Annotated in this window: 16 protein-coding genes and 1 pseudogene; 10 read left to right on the forward strand and 7 right to left on the reverse strand. The window is 61.8% G+C overall.

Annotation, left to right across the window (positions count from 1 at the left end):
* Window positions 1-22 precede the first annotated feature (22 nt).
* Together H6F58_RS06495 and H6F58_RS06500 are read left to right on the forward strand one after the other, a co-directional pair.
* Window positions 23-883: a carbohydrate kinase family protein gene (locus H6F58_RS06495; protein WP_195181378.1), complete on the forward strand. Its 861-nt coding sequence runs from the start codon at window positions 23-25 to the stop codon at window positions 881-883.
* 127 nt (window positions 884-1,010) lie between these two features.
* Window positions 1,011-1,880 carry a VOC family protein gene (locus H6F58_RS06500; RefSeq protein ID WP_195181379.1) on the forward strand — a complete coding sequence of 290 codons (870 nt, stop codon included), beginning with the start codon at window positions 1,011-1,013 and terminating at the stop codon, window positions 1,878-1,880.
* A 184-nt stretch (window positions 1,881-2,064) separates the two neighbouring features.
* Here the strand turns inward: H6F58_RS06500 and H6F58_RS06505 are convergent, their stop codons facing one another.
* Window positions 2,065-2,202, reverse strand: coding sequence for a hypothetical protein (locus H6F58_RS06505; protein WP_195181380.1), 138 nt, complete (start codon window positions 2,200-2,202; stop codon window positions 2,065-2,067).
* Here H6F58_RS06505 and H6F58_RS18160 point away from each other — a divergent pair.
* Window positions 2,193-2,444, forward strand: a complete 252-nt coding sequence (locus H6F58_RS18160; RefSeq protein WP_244652400.1) for a hypothetical protein — start codon at window positions 2,193-2,195, stop codon at window positions 2,442-2,444. The genes H6F58_RS06505 and H6F58_RS18160 overlap by 10 nt on opposite strands.
* Window positions 2,445-2,594: 150 nt before the next feature.
* On the opposite strand, the gene H6F58_RS06515 is transcribed toward H6F58_RS18160, so the two are convergent.
* Complete coding sequence (locus H6F58_RS06515; protein ID WP_195181381.1) at window positions 2,595-3,596, reverse strand: iron-siderophore ABC transporter substrate-binding protein; 1,002 nt, start codon at window positions 3,594-3,596, stop codon at window positions 2,595-2,597.
* 102 nt (window positions 3,597-3,698) lie between these two features.
* On the opposite strand from H6F58_RS06515, the gene H6F58_RS06520 reads away from it, so the two are divergent.
* The 5 genes from H6F58_RS06520 to H6F58_RS06540 all read left to right on the forward strand — a co-directional run bounded on the left by H6F58_RS06520 (window position 3,699) and on the right by H6F58_RS06540 (window position 8,596).
* Complete coding sequence (locus tag H6F58_RS06520) at window positions 3,699-4,772, forward strand: iron ABC transporter permease (protein ID WP_195181382.1); 1,074 nt, start codon at window positions 3,699-3,701, stop codon at window positions 4,770-4,772.
* Window positions 4,769-5,833 (forward strand): iron ABC transporter permease, encoded by a 1,065-nt coding sequence (locus tag H6F58_RS06525; protein WP_244652402.1) that lies wholly within the window; start codon window positions 4,769-4,771, stop codon window positions 5,831-5,833. The genes H6F58_RS06520 and H6F58_RS06525 overlap by 4 nt, the downstream gene beginning before the upstream one ends.
* 78 nt (window positions 5,834-5,911) lie before the next feature.
* Window positions 5,912-7,681 (forward strand): hypothetical protein, encoded by a 1,770-nt coding sequence (locus tag H6F58_RS06530; RefSeq protein ID WP_195181383.1) that lies wholly within the window; start codon window positions 5,912-5,914, stop codon window positions 7,679-7,681.
* Between the two features lie 339 nt (window positions 7,682-8,020).
* Window positions 8,021-8,200: a hypothetical protein gene (locus H6F58_RS06535; protein ID WP_195181384.1), complete on the forward strand. Its 180-nt coding sequence runs from the start codon at window positions 8,021-8,023 to the stop codon at window positions 8,198-8,200.
* Window positions 8,201-8,269: 69 nt separating this feature from the next.
* Window positions 8,270-8,596 (forward strand): hypothetical protein, encoded by a 327-nt coding sequence (locus H6F58_RS06540; protein ID WP_060701489.1) that lies wholly within the window; start codon window positions 8,270-8,272, stop codon window positions 8,594-8,596.
* Window positions 8,597-9,209: 613 nt separating this feature from the next.
* Here the strand turns inward: H6F58_RS06540 and H6F58_RS06545 are convergent.
* From H6F58_RS06545 to H6F58_RS06565, 5 genes and pseudogenes are all read right to left on the reverse strand, one after another.
* Window positions 9,210-10,205 carry a nucleotide-binding protein gene (locus H6F58_RS06545; protein WP_195181385.1) on the reverse strand — a complete coding sequence of 332 codons (996 nt, stop codon included), beginning with the start codon at window positions 10,203-10,205 and terminating at the stop codon, window positions 9,210-9,212.
* Window positions 10,206-10,541: 336 nt separating this feature from the next.
* The gene (efeB, locus tag H6F58_RS06550) at window positions 10,542-11,867 is read right to left on the reverse strand and encodes an iron uptake transporter deferrochelatase/peroxidase subunit (protein WP_075972447.1); all 1,326 of its coding nucleotides are present in this window, start codon (window positions 11,865-11,867) and stop codon (window positions 10,542-10,544) included.
* Between the two features lie 38 nt (window positions 11,868-11,905).
* On the reverse strand, window positions 11,906-13,057 hold the full coding sequence (gene efeO / locus H6F58_RS06555) for an iron uptake system protein EfeO (RefSeq protein WP_195181386.1): 1,152 nt from the start codon (window positions 13,055-13,057) through the stop codon (window positions 11,906-11,908).
* Window positions 13,058-13,135: 78 nt separating this feature from the next.
* Window positions 13,136-13,975, reverse strand: a complete 840-nt coding sequence (efeU, locus tag H6F58_RS06560; RefSeq protein WP_171919177.1) for an iron uptake transporter permease EfeU — start codon at window positions 13,973-13,975, stop codon at window positions 13,136-13,138.
* Between the two features lie 344 nt (window positions 13,976-14,319).
* Window positions 14,320-14,946: pseudogene (locus tag H6F58_RS06565) on the reverse strand (transposase); the annotation flags it as partial.
* A gap of 372 nt (window positions 14,947-15,318) precedes the next feature.
* Here H6F58_RS06565 and H6F58_RS06570 point away from each other — a divergent pair.
* A complete protein-coding gene (locus tag H6F58_RS06570) occupies window positions 15,319-15,693 on the forward strand; it encodes a hypothetical protein (protein ID WP_171919176.1) in 375 nt (124 codons plus the stop codon).
* 444 nt (window positions 15,694-16,137) lie between these two features.
* On the forward strand, window positions 16,138-16,671 hold the full coding sequence (locus H6F58_RS06575) for an HAD domain-containing protein (RefSeq protein WP_206693518.1): 534 nt from the start codon (window positions 16,138-16,140) through the stop codon (window positions 16,669-16,671).
* Window positions 16,672-16,674 lie beyond the last annotated feature (3 nt).

Raw genomic sequence — 16,674 nt, forward strand, 5'->3', positions numbered from 1 at the left:
GGCTGGGGGATTGAATAAGTACATGAGCCAGCAGCCCAAGGTGCTTGTCTGTGGTCCATCCAGCTGGAATCAGCTGGTTGAGCTCGACCACCTGCCCGAACCCCGCCCCCAGCAACTCTTCGCGCGCGGCGCATGGCGCACCGTCGGCGGCACCTCTGCGGGCAAGGCACTGCACTTGAGTTCGCTGGATATTGCCACCGAGCTCTTTACCCAGGTGGCCGGCGATGAATCCGGGCAGGTGCTGCGGCGTGCGCTCCTGGGCGCTGGCATCAACCTGCAGGTGGTGCCCAGCGCGAGCACCGAGCAGCATATTAACCTCATGGCTGGCGGCCAGCGGATATCGGTCTATCTTGCCGCCCCATCGGCTCCCGCGGATGCGGATGTCGATGCCGTTTGCGCCGCGGTGCGCGAATCCGATCTGGCGGTCATTGACCTGAGCGAGTTGGGGCTGCGGGTCATTGAGCGACTACGGGAGCCGGCCGTGCCGCTATGGGTCGACCTGCATGACTTTGATGGCTTTTCCTCGTTCCATCAGCCCTTCCTGGGTGCGGCTTCTGTGGTTTTCATGAACGATGATGCCACCAGCGACCCGTGGGAGCTGCTGGCAGGTTGCCTGCGCCGTGGCCCCAGCCTGGCTATTTGCACGCTGGGGGAGCAGGGTGCGGTGGCCATGGATCACCAGGGCCGGCGTTGGGAAGTGGCCGCGCCAAAGGTCGAGGTGGTCGACACCAATGGCGCCGGAGATGCCTTCATGGCGGGATTCTTGGCTGCCCGCCTGCGCGGCGCGCCAGTGCAGGCGTCGATGGAGGCGGCTGCCAGCAGTGCGGCGGTAGCACTCTCGAGCAGGCATCTGCACCCGAAGCTCGCCCAGTTGCCAGCCTAGTGCCGGGGTGCACCCGATGCGTTCAAAGGCGTGACCGCCGGAACACGGGAATTTACTTGAAGCATCAAGTAAATCGGAGTAGGGTTATAGCCAACAGGAAGTCCTGATTGGAAAGAAGGCGCAGGAGATGACCATGCTCAAAGAAGACAAGCTCGCCGCAACCACCCACATGAACGCCGTGCAGTTGAAGGTCGGCGATATGAAGGTCATGAGCGCGTACTACCAGCAGGCCCTGGGGTTGGCGGTTTTGGAGGAAACCGCGGAAGGGACCCGGCTGGGTCGTGGCACACGGGAATTAGTCAACCTGCGCTATGCCCCCGGGCTCAAGCTTCCGGCGCGCAGCGAAGCGGGCCTGTTCCATACGGCATTGCTCTTCAACAGCCAAGCCGACCTGGCCGCTACCGTGCTTTCGGCAGCGCAGTTCGATCAGGGAAAATTTGTCGGAAGCTCGGATCATCTGGTCTCCGAGGCCTTCTACTTCACCGACCCCGAGGGCAACGGCATCGAGTTGTACTTCGACCGGCCCCGCGACACGTGGACCTGGAACAACGGCGAGGTGCGCATGGACACCATCTATCTTGATCCGAACAACTACCTCGAAACGCACCTGAGCGAGCAGGCCGTGTCCTCCTTGCAATCGGCTGGCGCCGAAGTTGGCCACGTCCACCTGCAGGTTGGCGATGTGGGCACCGCGCGGCAGTTCTACGTCAACACCCTCGGCTTTGATCAAACCACCGCATTGGGCAACCAGGCGCTCTTCGTTTCCGCCGGCGGCTACCACCACCATATGGCGATGAATGTCTGGAATTCCCGCGGCGCAGGCCCGCGCAAGGACACCCTGGGCCTGGGCGAAGTGCTTATCAACGTTCCCACCACCGAGGAAATCGGCAAGCTGGCACAGCGCTTGGGCTTCGCCAACATCGCCCACCACCACACGGGAGCCGAACTGCGCTTCAAGGATCCGTGGAACAACCAGCTGCGCGTCACCGTCGCCTAGCCGGGCATCGCGCCGAAGGGAATCAGCCAGCGGCAGCCGAGGCGTCCAGATGTTCTGAAATCACCCCGGCGGTCAACGGCTGTGTCTCCAATGGCCGGAACTGGCCATGCTCACGGCCGCGCAGCACCTGCGCCGCAAACAGGTCCGGGGACCTGGCATCGCATCGCGTCAGATCCTTGGGAGTCTACTCGCACCACGCCGAGGGCTGCAGCGCTTGCACCGTTTCGGGCTCAAAGCGATGGCGGTTCACCCATGCCGGGACGCCGCCCACCATCGTATAGGGCTCCAGATCCTTGGCAACCACCGAGTTCGATGCGATCACCGCGCCACCACCTGCGGCTGATCCGGCGCGCGGTTGAACGTCACCACGAACGCCCGGCGCGCTGGGTGCACACGGTGGTCATGCCGCCGAATTCGCGTTCGAGCTTCTACATCACCATCCAGGCGTCTAGATGTTCGCTGGCCGCTGCCACGGGCCGATCCTTAGGCTGGACTCAATATGCGGTGCTGGCCACGGCCCGATCCCCGGCCGGGGACCGCGCTGGCCGCAGCCACCGAGTCTAGCCGCGCGCCGATGCCGGGCCAGGGCCTTGCGCGCATTGTTCCGCGAGCTGCCAGCGGCTTCGGTGCCCCGGCATGGCTCGCGCACCACCGCAAAAGCCCCTTGGCACGGTCCGCGGACGAATCGGGGCCAAAGGGCGCGCGCCCGGAGGGCTACGGCAGCTGCGGATCCACGTCGAAGTGCTCGGCGACCTGGGTGATCACTTCATTTGCGCCCTGGATCGAGACCGAGGACAGGAAGATGGAGTCGTCGACCGGAACCACTTCGCCCTTCAGCTTCTTCCACAGCGGGTTGGAGGTGAACTTCTTCTCCTGGTCGCGCGAGGCATCGCCTTCAGCGCCTTCAGGGGACCAGGTGGACTGGAAAATGACACCCGCGTCGGCCTTGAGGATTTCCTCGGGCGAGAGCGGCACGAAGATGGATTCGGTGGTATCTGGCGAGCCTTCCGGGCGCGGGATGGACATATCCGACATGATCTCGCCGATGAAGGAATCGCTGGAGTACAAGCGGGCGGTGTCTTCCCCGGCAAATCGCACCAGGGAGTAGGTGGCAGCGGCATCCTTGGCGAGGATTTCCTTGCCGACCGCGGCGGCGCGTTCCTCGTAGCCGGCCACGGCCTCCTGCGCTTCCTGCTTCTTGCCCAGTGCTTCGCCGAGCAGGACCACGTTCTCCTTCCAGGTTGGCCCGGTGGATTCGGAGAAGATCGTCGGTGCGATCTTGTTCAGCTGGTCGTACATCGCGCCTTGGCGGACATCGGCGGAAATGATGACATCCGGCTCTGCGGCCAGCAGCTTTTCCAGGTCAGGCTCGGTGGTGGTTCCGATGTTGACCGCCTCGTCGGTGAGCTCGGAGACATCGCCGAGGTATTCCGGGAAGGGGCTGCCCGAGGAGCGGTATTCGGTGTAGGCGACCAATTCGGCGCCCAGCAGCATCGTGGCATCAACATAGGAAGGATCCAGCGCGGCCACGCGCAGCGGGCGCTCAGGCAGTTCGGTCGTGCCGCGGAAGTGCTTGATGGTTGCCGGGAACTGCCCGTCGGCGGCCGAGGCGGCGGTGGCCGAGGGCTCGCTCGTGCTGGCGCCGCCGCAAGAGGTCAGGGCCAAAGCGGCAGCGGCCAGGGCCGCGGTGAGGGGCAGAATTCGTCGAATGTGCATGCGAGTGCTTTCCGTGATGAAGATTTATTGATTGCGGCATTGTGTAATTTTGCACCCGGAGGTTAGGCAAGGGTAAGCTCAATGCGCAGGTTGAACAGTAGCATGGCCCAGGCCATTGCGGTCAACCCCGCACGAGATCAACCCGCATCCCTGCCATATGACAAAGAGCGCCGAGCCATTCCACGAACCACATTGCGCACCGCCAGCCTGCTGGCCCTGGCCCTGGGGCTGTTCGCCGCCGTCGCACTGAGCCTCTGGGTCGGAAGCAGCACGTCCACCCCGGCCGAACTGGGCCACGCCCTGTTTGCGCCCGACGGCTCCGCCAGCGACATCGCCATCCGCGAGATCCGCTGGCCGCGCACCGTCACCGCGCTGGCCGCCGGCGCCGCGCTGGGCATGGCCGGAACGCTCATCCAGGGGCATACCCGGAACCCGATCGCCGAGCCTGGCCTGCTGGGCATCAACCAGGGCGCGGCGCTGGCCATCGTGGCCGTTGCGGTCTTCACCGGCCCGCTGGCCCCGTGGACCCAAGCGGTGCTCGCCTTGGGCGGCGCGCTGCTGGCGGCCCTGGTCGTCTTCGGCATCGGGCGGGTGGACGGGCGGGGCAGCTCGCCGATCACCCTGGTGCTGGTCGGGGCCGCGGTCACCGCCCTGTGCGCGGCGGCGGTCTCGGCAATCGTGCTGCTCAGCGAGGCGGCGCTGGAAACCCTGCGCTTCTGGCAGGTCGGCTCAGTGGTCCAGGGCTACGATTCCTTCCTGGCGCTGTGGCCGCTGCTGGTTCTGGGCAGCGTGCTGGCCCTGGCCAACGCCCGCGGGCTGAACGCGCTGACCCTGGGCGAGGATTCGGCGCGAAGCCTCGGGGTCACCGCCGCGCGCGCCCGCACCCTGGGCCTGGCCGCCATCGTGGCGCTCTCGGGCCTGGCAGTCACCCTGGCCGGGCCGATCGCGTTCCTCGGCCTGCTCGTCCCGCACGTGGCCCGCCGGATTTTCGGCGCAGACTACCGCTGGGTGATACCAGGATCCGCGGCCTGCGGCGCGCTGCTGCTGTGCCTGGCCGATGTGATCGGACGGGTGCTGGCCCGCCCCGGCGAACTGCCCGTCGGCGTAGTGGTCGCACTGATCGGCGCCCCCTTCTTCATCTATGTGGCCCGCCGCCGCAAGGCGGTGTCCGTATGAGCACCCGCCAATCCATCCACCACGCTGCGCCGGCGGCCCGGCGCCGATCGCGGCGCGCCATGTCCACTGCGCTGGGCCTGCTGGCCGTGGCGCTCGGAGCGCTGTGCCTGCACCTGGCCATCGGCGGCACCCCGATCCCGATCCGCGATGTCATCGCCAGCCTGCTGGGCGCGGCCCCCGATCCGCGCACCGAACTGGCGGTGCTCGAATTCCGCCTGCCGCGCACGGTTGCCGCGGTGCTTGCCGGGGTGGCCTTCGGGGTTGCCGGGGCGCTGACCCAAACCGTGGCGCGCAATCCGCTGGCCAGCCCCGACATCCTCGGGGTCACCAACGGGGCCGCCCTGGGCGCGGTCAGCGTGCTGGCGCTGGCCAGCCAGGTCGCCGGCCTGCCCGAATTCTTCCTGCGCCACGGGCTGGTACTCGCGGCCACCGCCGGGGGACTGCTCGTCTCCGCCCTGGTGTTCGCCCTGGTCTGGCACAGTTCCCTGGAGAGCAACCGGCTGGTTCTGGTCGGGCTGGGATTCAGCGGATTGTGCGCCGCGGCCACCTCCTGGATGCTGACCCTGGGCGAGGTCTACAACGCGCAGCAGGCGCTGACCTGGCTGGCCGGAACGGTGAACGCCATCTCCTGGTCGGATCTGCTGCTCGCGCCGGTGGCCATCGTGCTCTGCGTGGCACTGGCCGGGATGCTGCACCAGCAGCGCCAGGTGCTGGCCCTGGATTCCGACACCGCCCGGGCGCTGGGCATGAATCTGGGGCGCGAGAGGGTGCTGATGCTGGGACTGGCGACGCTGCTGGCCATTGCGGGCACCGTCATCGCCGGCCCGCTGGCCTTCGTCGCGCTGGCCAGCGGCCATGCCTCCCGGCTCATCGCGCGCAGCACCATTCCCACGGTGCTGCACAGCGCGCTGATCGGCGCGATCTTCGTGCTGCTGGCCGATCTGGCCGCCGCCCGCAGCTTCCCGGTAGTCCTGCCGGCCGGCGTGGCCACCGCGGTCATCGGCGCGCCCTATCTGATCTTCCTGGTCCTTCGCCAATCCCGGGTGCGCACCGCCAGCTAGCGCGGCGCCGGATCGGCACTTTCCCACAGCCGGAATTATTCTGTGCCCGATCTGTGCTCCGGCGCCCATCATGGGTCCATGGGAACCCACCAGCTGGCCGGCACGCTCACCGCGTTGCGCCACACGATCACCGGGGGCCTGCCGCGCGGGGCGTGCGCGGTGCTCCTGGAAATCATGGCCGCCTGCTGCGCCCTGCTGGGGCAGCTCTCCGAAGCCCTGCGCTCCAGCGAAGACCCGCGCGCCGCCGCCGCCCACGCCCGGCTCATCGAAACCCTCTTCCGCTACACCGTGCGCGAGCAGCTGCAGTGCGCCATCCACCTGGAATCCACCGCCGCCCACCTGCTGGCAGACGACGATCTGGCCGCCGCCTGCGAGGGCGCCACGGACTTCAGCCGTCCGGCCACAGTGCACTCGCAGCGCGCGCACTATCGCGGCACCGCTGATTTCCTTGCCAGCTGGCTGGGGCTGAACTTCCACGAAGCAGATCACCGCGTGTCCGACGCGCATCTGCTCATCGCCCGCCGGGCCATCGACGGCTCCACGATCGCCCCGCGCCTGGCCAAGCTTGCCCAGCTCTACACCGGCTCGCCGGTGCTCGACCCGCGCACCGTGGCCCGCGCCGCCCGCGCCCTGGATAAATTCGAACCGGCGGACACCGCCTTCGAAGGCCTGCCGCTGGATGCCACCGCCACCCACGCCGACGGCCGCACCTTGGAGGAGCACATTGTCGAGCTGTTCCAGGAGCCGGACCTGGCCACCGCCCAGTCCCGCGTTTCCGAGCTGATCGCCGCTGAGCGCCTGGCGCGCAAAACCATCAAGTCCCCGCAGCCCGGCTTCTACCCGCGTGGCACCATCGGGGAATGCGACCGCTACGAGCTCATCGTCGCTGGCGCCCAGCGCGAGGAAATCCGGTCGGTGCTAGGGCAAAGCGATAACCCGCGCACCGATGCCGGCAAATCGGCCCGCGGCACCCAGGGCTCGTCGGCGGCGCAGGAGGATCACGCCGGCGACCGCCCAGCCGACCGCCCAGGCGAGCACCCAGCCGCCCGGGACGACCTGTTCAGCAGCGATGAGCCCATGCCACCCTGGGCCCAGGAACCTGCGGGGCAACCCCCGGAAGACCAGCAAACCAGCTTTCCGCAGGGCGGGGAGCAAGAGCAAAACTTCGCTGACCCGGGCACCGCCGATACCGGTGAGCAAGAGCAAAACTTCGCCGATCCGGGCACCGCCGATACCGGGGAGCAGGAGCCTGGCGATACCGGTCCGCTCGCGGATTTGGAGGTGCCGGTGCCCCAGCGCCGATTGAACGCGTTGATCGCCGCCCTGAAGAACCGTGGATCATCGCGCACCGGAAAAACAGTGGCCCCCAGAATTGCCATTCATATCAAGCTAGGCTCCCTGGCCGACCTGAAAAACCCGGACAACCTCACCTCCATTTCGGAGCACGGCGTCAAGCTGGGGCCGGCGGACACCGGCCAGCTGATCTGCCAAGGTGAAATCTTCCGGGTGATTTTCGGACCCGACGGGCAACCGCTGGATCTGGGCCGATCCGAGCGCTTCTTCACCGAAGCGATGAAGCGCGCCATTTTTGCCCGCGATCGAGGCTGCATTGTCCCGGGCTGCACCGCGGGGCCGGAAATGCTCGAGTACCATCACGACACCTGGTGGGAGCATGGCGGTGGCACTTGCACGCGCAACGGAAGCTGTTTGTGCCGCGCGCACCACCACGCCATTCACGCCAAGCTGCTGACCCTTGTATCGATGGGCGGATTGGCGCACATCATCCTGCCCAAGCACCTGGATCCGCTGCAGCGGCCGCAGCGAAACCGGATCCATCTGGCCGCCTAGCTTGCTGGCCCCAGGCACGCTGTTGCGCCGGTCTACCGGTGCGCCAGATTCACCCGGCGCTGGAACACCTCTTCAAGGGATCCGTACTGGCCGAAGGCGATCAACAAGGATCTGCTGAATCGGTCCCGCGACGGCCGGGAATGTCGATTCCTGGTGGCTTTTCGTCGCGAGTCGGTGTCACAAGGTTCTGTTTTGATAACTTATGACCGCCTGGTAGACCCCTCCTGACTAGTCGAAAAGGCCAAATACCACCCTCCATGAGTGCCCGTGCAAGGGTGGAAAAGTGCCCCTGAGTGTCGGCTCTTGTTGGTCCTCCACCACGAGCAGGACACTAAGAACATGGACGAGAAAGACAAGACACTGGCGAAGTTTGAGCAGCTGGCGAAAGCTCGCAAAATAGTAAACCTGACAGTGCTGGAAACTTCCGGCGTAGATGTTTCGGCGCACGGCCAAATGGGGTGGATCGTAGCGAAAGCAGCAACCAATCCACGTTCGCCCGAAGCCGTCCAAGCACGCTAGCGAGAACACAAAGCCCGGAATAAGGAACGACTGCAACAGGCACTGGCACGGCGCGGAGGAGCGCAGGACATGGCAGACCCAACCAAGGACTTCAAAGACGCTGTGAAGGCGCTCATGCTGGCGAAGAAGCTAACCCGCGCTCAGGCTATCGCTCAGCTCGCACACATGAAACCCGACATGGTGACCAAAGCTGAGAACGCACGACAGGCGAAGCTAGACAACGACCGCAAAGCAGCAGCCGTAGCCAAAGCCAGCGATCCCCGGACTGCACCGGAAAAGATTATGGCCAAAGCTAAAGAGTTCTTCGTGGAAGGCAGCGCAAAGTCGATTCCTGACGGTGTTGTCCTTGCGACCAAGCCCTACCCGGAACAAGGTGATGAAGCACTAGGCGAGTAGGTAGCCGATGACTTTATCCAAGACTGCACGCCGGAGCCGTGACTTGAAACAGTCCGCTAGCGAGTTACAGACAGCCCGAGACAACGCCTACTCAGCTTTGCTTCACCTTTACACCTTCGCCGAGAATCGTGCAGTCCTGTGCGAGAGTGTGGCCGTTGAAGAAGGCAACCAGGCTGTTTCGAGTGGGCTGGAACGGCAAAGCAAACTTGGTTCATGGTGGCCAGGGCATGTGGAAGTGGAAAGTAGCATCCACCACGCGTTACAGACGCACCGGGTTATTGGGCGCAACGCTTGGAGCAAAGTGGAGCTACCGTTCCTAGAACGCAGGGTATCACCGCCGACAGGCGCTGAACGCTTCATCAAATAGGCTTCACGGTTGGTTACGCGCGCTTGGCAGGCCAACCGCGGACACAAACTTGCAGGGAGCGTCTTGCGAGGAGGAGCGGGAATCTCAGCTCCTTCTGAACCAGCTACAAGCTCTCGGGAATGGAAGCCCAAGGCAAAAATTCCTAGGACTGATACCCCTAGGTGGAAGCCAAGAGGCATTGTTCCACTCCGGCAAACTGAGTCACCGCCCGTTTACGTTTCGGGCGGCGGCTCCACCTAAGCGAGATTAGCTGTAAGAACCTGCGTTGGCATCCAAGAAATTGCGGTTTTCATTTAGTGTCACCCCGGCAGCTTTCAGGGAATTAACCAGCATTTTCCGATCGTCCCAAACGTTGTTCAGGTTGATCCAGTTGATACCTTCAATGTCTGAGATGTTCCGGGTTTTCCCCCTGCGCACTAAAACAGTCCGGTTAGCGTCAATGCCCAAGGCCATGCCTGCTTCTAGGATTACATTTGGCCTTGCCTGACCCGTGACCTGCACTTCATCTGGACCGTCGTATGGACCGCTATATTCGGTTTTGAGACGTGCCTCATCATCAGGGGTAAAGATGACAATGACTGCTTGTGCATGATTCAAACCAGACTGAACTATTTGCAGGGTGGTTGGAGCCGAGAGATTAGTTAGATCGCGAGCTTCAGTCCAATCTAGAGGTGACACCTCGATATACCTCAAGAATTGTTCTAGTGTGCTTTTCGTTTCCATGTCTCGCCCGTGCACGATGAACACTTTTCTGGGGTCTTTATTCTGCATTGTCTGCTGTTTCACGGACGTTAGAATATCGCCCCAGGGTTTCTGAGGTTCAGCCCAGGCGTATTTATCCGAAGGCTTAGGCTCGGAAAAATTAGGCTTGGCATGTGTATTCTGGGTGACTAGGTCAATGGAAGGAAGTTTAAAACCCTCCAAGCCAGCTGTGAAGCCCACTTCTAGGAGCTGATTTTTAAGCAGTTTGAATGAGGAGTTCTCTTTCCTTGAGTCTGCTTTAGCGTCATGATAAAAAACCTCATTGAGAATCTGCACTAGTTCCGCATCAGCAAGAGGCTTCCTGGATATTTTCTGAACCATTTCATTAGCTTTTTTAGCTTTGGTGGAATCAGATAAAGCTGAGTTGTCACCGAACCCCATCCAAATGTTGTCCAAGGCATCGTGTGAAATGTAGTCGTTGCTGCCAAGTGCTTGGGCATTTTTCGAGAGCATGTACTGGGTGAAAACTTTTAGGGCCATTCCGTCTTCCTACGGTGCGTCTTGCGTGTTCTTGGTGTAAGTCCAACTGCGTATGTCAGGGAAATGATTTCTCTATAGCCATGATAAACGCGTTGTTCCACTGGGCGTGGTTGGTGTCCTGCCACGGTCGATTGGCAAAAGCGCACTTCGACAGAATGCGGGCCGAAACCGTGGCGCCAACCCTTGTCCAACGGTGAAGAACAAGTTCAAGGCGTTGTTGAACCGGCAGTATCGCCAATGACCCGGAGACTCGCCGAGCCGAGGCTCGGTAACGCGGGCAGGCGCCGCTCAGCCAGCAAAGCCCAGCGGACGCGGGCGCCAATGTAACCCCCTGAGTCAGGAATCGAACAGCTGCTGGCCAAGGTACTGCCCTTGGCTGATGCCGGGCAGGATCGCGTAGAGCCCCGAGGAAGTATGCCGCAGATACTCGCTCATGGCATCCTTGGAGCTCATGGCCTCTTGCAAGGGCACATAATGCGTGCGCGCATCGATGACAAAGGCGATGAAAAACAGCCCGGCATCCAGGCGCCCCAAACCATCCGAGCCATCCACATAGTTGAACCCGCGGCGCAGCATCTGCACGCCGTCGTGTTGGGATGGATGCACAACCGCTACATGCGAATCCGCCGGAATCACCGGCCCGGCAGAACCGGCCATGGCAAAGTCGGGTTCGCTGAATTCATCGCCGCCGGATAACGGGGCACCGGTGGACTTCACGCGTCCGACCACGTTTTCCTGCTCGCGCAACGCCGAGCGATCCCAGGTCTCCACATGCATGCGGATCCGCCGGGTCACCATGTAGCTTCCGCCCGCCATCCACGGCTGATCGGTGGAATCTTTTCCCACCCACACGTGCTGATCGAGCAGCTCCTTGTTATCCGCCAAAAGGTTGGCAGTGCCGTCCTTGAAACCAAAGAGGTTGCGCGGAGTCTGCTGGGCTCTGGTGGTTTTCGAGGTGCGCCCGAAGCCGGTCTGGCTCCAGCGCACCCGGACCGTGCCAAATCCCAACCGTGAAAGATTGCGGATGGCATGCACCGCAACCTGCGGATCATCGGCGCAGGCCTGCACGACGATATCCCCGTCGCTGCGCCCTTCCTCGATCTGGTCCCCGGAAAAGTGGGGGAGTTCGATCAGCGCGTCGGGCAGTTTTCCGTCCAGGCCGAAGCGGGCCTTGCCGTGGTTTCCGATAAACAGGCTGCGCCCGAATCCGATGGTCACGCTCAAGTTGGCGGCGCTCAGATCTGCTGCCTCGCCGGTATCTGACGGCGGTGCGTCGTAGGAGCCGGCCGCCGGATCATCGGCACCCACCTGCTGGCCCTGCGTCATGGCGGCGATGGCATCGGTCCACGAGCGCAGCATCGAGATCAGCGCCTCGCGATCATCGCTGGTCACGTCAAATGCCGCGGTATGCATCCGGTCTTGGGCGGCGGTGGTGATTCCGGCCTGGTGGGCACCGTAAAATTCCACGGTGTCCACCACCGTGGCAGCGTGGCTTCGTCCAGCCAGCCCGGCATGGGCCAGCGCGCCGACGGCCAGGCCGGCAGTTCCTGCCCCGGCGCTGGTGAGCAACAGCCGCCGGGAGAGCCCGCGGCGCGATTCTTTCGCGCCGGTCTGAGCAACAGCTGAAGGCTCGGACGTGGACGTGGAAGGATTTTTGGGCACGATGCGGATCCTTGGGCTAGATGGTGCTGATGCAGGGGCTACTTGATGACAGCGGCGGTCAGCTTTGACAGCGGCTCGGAGAGCGCGTCAACACCGGCCGCCAGTTCCTGCACCTGCTTGGTGCTCAGCTCGTCGTAGTACTTGAAACCGTCGCCGTCGCGGTACTGATCCAGCTGCCCCTGCAATGAGGTGAAGTTCTTCTCAAGCTGGGCATCCAGCTTGTCGTCGGTTCCTTCCAGCAGCGGCTTCAAGTCCTGGTAGGCGATCTTGGCCCCTTCCATATTCGCCTGGAAGTCCCAGAGGTCGGTGTGCGAGAACGTCTCTTCCTCGCCGGTGACCTTGCCGGTGGCAACTTCGTCCAACAACGACTTTGCGCCGTTAGCCAGCTGGTCTGGGGTGAAGCTGAGCTTGAGGGTGCGATCGTAGAGCTTTTGGGTGTTTTCCACCATGCCGTCGGCAATTTCCTGGCGCTGCTTTTCGGTCATCTTGGTGTACTTCTCCGGTGCCCACAAATCCTTCTCGGCGCGGTGCCAGCCTGTGAACTGGTCGCCTTCGGCCAGATCTGCCTCGCGGGCATCCAGGATCGGATCAAGGTCGCCGAAAGACTCTGCCACTGGTTCAATTCGTTCCCAATGCATGCGGGTTGAGGCGTAGAGCTGCTTTGCGGTTTTCTCGTCGCCGGCGGCAAAAGCCTCAGCGAAGTCCTTGGTGCCGCGCAGCAGCTGTTCTGCCTGGTCCTTGACGTAGGCGGTGTACTGGTCTGTTGCGGTTTTTTGCAATGTGGCGCGGTCTGCGGAGACCTGCTGCCCGTCGGCCGCCGCGGTCACGGTGAAGGCCGAGCGGATGCCGTCGCCGACCATTCCCGGCTTGCAGGCGGCAAAGTAGCTGCCTTCCGGTGCCAGCACGACGAGATCCCGGCTGACCCCTGGCCCAACGTTTTCGACTTCTCCCACGATGCGCAGCCCGTCATCGGCCAACAGGTAGAACTCGTTGATCTTGCTTCCCTCGTTCTTCACATTGAACTTCAGCGTCCCGCCGGGCGCGTTGTCGGTGGAAACGGTGCACGAATCGTCGGTGGCCACCACGTTGATGGAGCCGTCGGAGGCGGCTGAGACGTTGTTGTCGGTGCAACCGGAAAGAACCAGGGCGCCGAGCGAGAACAGCGCGGCGGGGGCAAGAAGTTTCTTCATGTGGGTGATTCCTTGGTCGGTGATGAAGCGTGAAGGCGAGTTCACGAGCTTGGGTGTGAAAAATTGCGCTGCCGCGGCTTAGCTGGCCGCAGCTGCTCTGGTTTTGGCCGCACGCGGCGGGGAGGTGGTCTTGCGCAGGTAGAAGAACATCACTGGCACCAGGTAGGCCCACCAGGCGATGGCCGCCAGCCATGGGGTGGCGGGGATGAAGTTGAAGACGCCCTGCAACACCGTGCCCAACCAGCCTGACGGCGGGATTGCGGCGCTGAAATCGTAGGCCAGTGCGTGGATCCCGGGCAGCACTGCGGCTTCCTGCAGATCATGCACCCCGTAGGAGAAGACCCCGGCGGCCACAACCACCAGCAAGGCACCGGTCCAGGTGAAGAACTTGGAGAGCTGAATTTTCACGATGCCGCGGTGGAGCAGCAACCCGATGGCGATGGCGCCAACCAGCCCCAGCACCGCTCCGAGCAGCGGCTGCCAGGTTTCTCCGGTGCTTCGCGCTGCGGCCCAGATGAACAGCGTTGTTTCCAGTCCTTCGCGGCCGACCGACAGCGCGCCGACCATGACCAGTCCCCATGCTGAACCGGTCGCCGCCTTGTCGACCTGGTTTTTCAGATCCTGATTGAGCGTTTTAGAGGCGCCGGCCATCCAGAAGATCATCCAGGTCACCAGGCCGGCGGCGATAATCGACAACCCGCCGCCAATGATTTCCTGCGCCTGGAAGGTCAGTCCGCGAGGCCCGAACGTCAGCAATGCACCAAAGCCCAATGACACGATGACCGCAAACGCCACGCCAGCCCAAATACGCGGAAGCAGATTGCGCCGATCCGTTTTGGTCAGGTAGGCGATGAGCAGGACGACGATGAGGACGGCTTCAAGTCCCTCGCGCAGGCCGATCAGGAAGTTTCCGAGCATGGTGTGGTGCTTTCTCGAAAGTGTGGAGACCGCGAAGAGGCGTTCCCTTCATGGCAGTTCTTGCACTGCGCGCGCATCCCTTGATGATGCAGCGGGCACGCACTCGAACCTCAATAAGGTTAGCCTAAACCAACGCGTGTCAATACCGGCCTGTCGGTATTGGCTTAAGTATTTCGGGCTTGGTTAGCCTCGTCATACAGAGACTCCCTGCGGAGGACTAAAAAACAGCTAGACAAGTGCGATCTTTTTCCCACAAGCAGCTTGTGAAGAAGAAACGCGGTTACGCGAAATTTCCTGCCTCCGTGTTGCGGCGAACCCAAGTGGGGGTGCCCCTATGTTGTTTGTCAAGCATTCGCAGGCACCGGATCATCGTAAAAAGTTCCATCACGAAGCATCGCGAACAGGACCACTAATTGGCGGTGGGCCAACGCAATCAACGCCTGGTTATGCCGTTTGCCTTGGGCACATTTCCCGTCGTAATAAGCTCTGCTGACGGGGTCAAAACGAATCGAGGCGAATACTGAGAGGAATAGTGCCTGTTTCAGTCGTTTGTTGCCTGCACGACTGACTCGTTCAGACTTGATCGCGGTTCCTGACTGGCGCGTGGTTGGTGCTAATCCTGCGTAGGAAGCCAGCGCGGCAGCGCTGGTAAATCCCTTGCGGGAGATCTCGGCAATCACGATCGCGGCAGTCCTGACGGCGACCCCTGGCATTGATGTCAGGACTGGGAAAAGAGGGTGGGCCTCCACCAGATTTTCCAGATGACCGGCGACGTCCGCTCGTTGGGCGTGCAACGCGATCAGCTGCCGGGCAAGGTGAGGGATCACTAGGCCGGCGGCGTCAGTGCCGGCAACCAGCACGTGCTGGGTTGCCAGGGCGTCGAATAAAATGGCGGTCCAGGCGGTGTGGCGACGCGCCCCGTGCTTCTTCGGCTTGGCATCTACACGTGATTCGGCTGGTCTCAAGGTAGCGACACCGGCGGCTTTGAACTACGACATCTATTCGAAGTGGAAGGACAACAAAGCCAAGACGACAGTCATCAGGTGGGGGACGCCAACATGGGGTTGGCGCCATGTTCAGAAGCACAATGTGTCGCTCAGAAGGATTCGGAAAACGACTCAGTTTCCCCAATGACGTACGGTTACCGGAAACACCGTCGTTTACCGAACCCCGGCCAACAAATATACGTGCTGGGTTGTGTGCGTAATTGAGAAAACAATCATGGTTCGTGAAGTTGTCAGCAATAACAGATTGAACGATGGATATCACAGAGGCGTCATTACGACTTATTGTGAAGGTGTTTCTGTTTGTCCTAATTGGGTTCGAGAAGTCGCGTAGGAGACATGAAAGAATTCACAGATAAAGAACTGCAGCAACGCATCAACGAATTTCTGCAAAGTTCAGGAACTGCCGATGAGTTAGGTCCAATTACTGCAGAGGTTGATGGCCCTGTGCTAGTGGTCAGATACACAGGAACTGGCGAACGTACTGGAAAGTTCAAATCACTGGTCAAGATTCCATCGAAAATAGGTGACGACATCTGGAATGAGTACGTCGAAGAAAGCACCGAAATCGATTATTGGACGGAGTACGCGGTGATAGTTCCTGTCGTCGAAGCATACTGGACCAACGATCTCGACCGGCCTGCTGATTCCGATGGATTCACGTTGATGCCGGTTACAGAGGCACAGGTTCATAGAAGAGCACACTACAGATAAGGGTCGAAGGTGGAAGCTTTTCCAACGTTGTATGAACGGCTGAAATTTCATCTGAGTGGACTGGGACAACTGTCGGTTCATCCCTTCAATGAGCATGGCGCGGTTTTCCTGAAGTACGCGGAGACCGGAGTTCTTTTTGCATTCGACAGGGATTTTGCCGGTGTCATGGAAATGGTCATGGTCACAGACGGGGAAAGCCTTTGGCCCGACATGGATCCTCTCCGAGCCCAGATGTCATTGTTCTCTGTGCATGTCTTTGAAACTGTGGACTTGGCTGCTGACGGGGACTGCATCCTTTATTGGGGCACCAGGGGGTTGCGATCCAAACCGGGTAGTCTACCTCGCGCAGTGATATCTGAATCGACTGATGGGGAATGACCCTGGATAAAGGTTGAATAGCCCGGTTCCCACATGGGGGCAGGGCTTTCCTGCACCATACTTCCCATGACTCAGCCATCCGCGCATAGTGACGGCTCTTGCAACTTTCTATTCTTGGATATTGACGGCGTACTGAACGCCTGCGGGGCACTCCTGGGCGATGTGCGCAAACATCAGGCTTGGCCGGGCTACGAGTTGGTGGCAGGTGAGCGCTGGGGTGAGACAGTCTCGCCTCAGATGGTCACGGAACTCAACCAGATCCTCAACGACCATGACTTTCGTCTGGTTTGGCTCACGTCATGGGAGAGCGCTGTGCCGGCCTTCGGGCACAAGACAGGAATCGATAATGTTTTGCATGCTCCGTGGCTGTCAACTGAAGACGCCCATGGGGAGTGGGGCAAGCTCGTCAGTGTCCGGGCATTCCTTTCCCAGCATTCTAAGCTCGGTGACAAAGTGGCCTGGCTCGATGACGATCTGGCCAGCGAGCACGACGCCGCTTTATGGGCCGCACGACAAGGGGTGCTCGCGATCCCGCCAGCAGCTCGGCACGGCATCACACCGGCCCATCTCCACCAGCTATCAGAGCACTGCACCAGGTGACGT

Source organism: Glutamicibacter sp. FBE19 (genome assembly GCF_015524875.1).
In the GTDB taxonomy this organism is placed as follows: domain Bacteria; phylum Actinomycetota; class Actinomycetes; order Actinomycetales; family Micrococcaceae; genus Glutamicibacter; species Glutamicibacter halophytocola.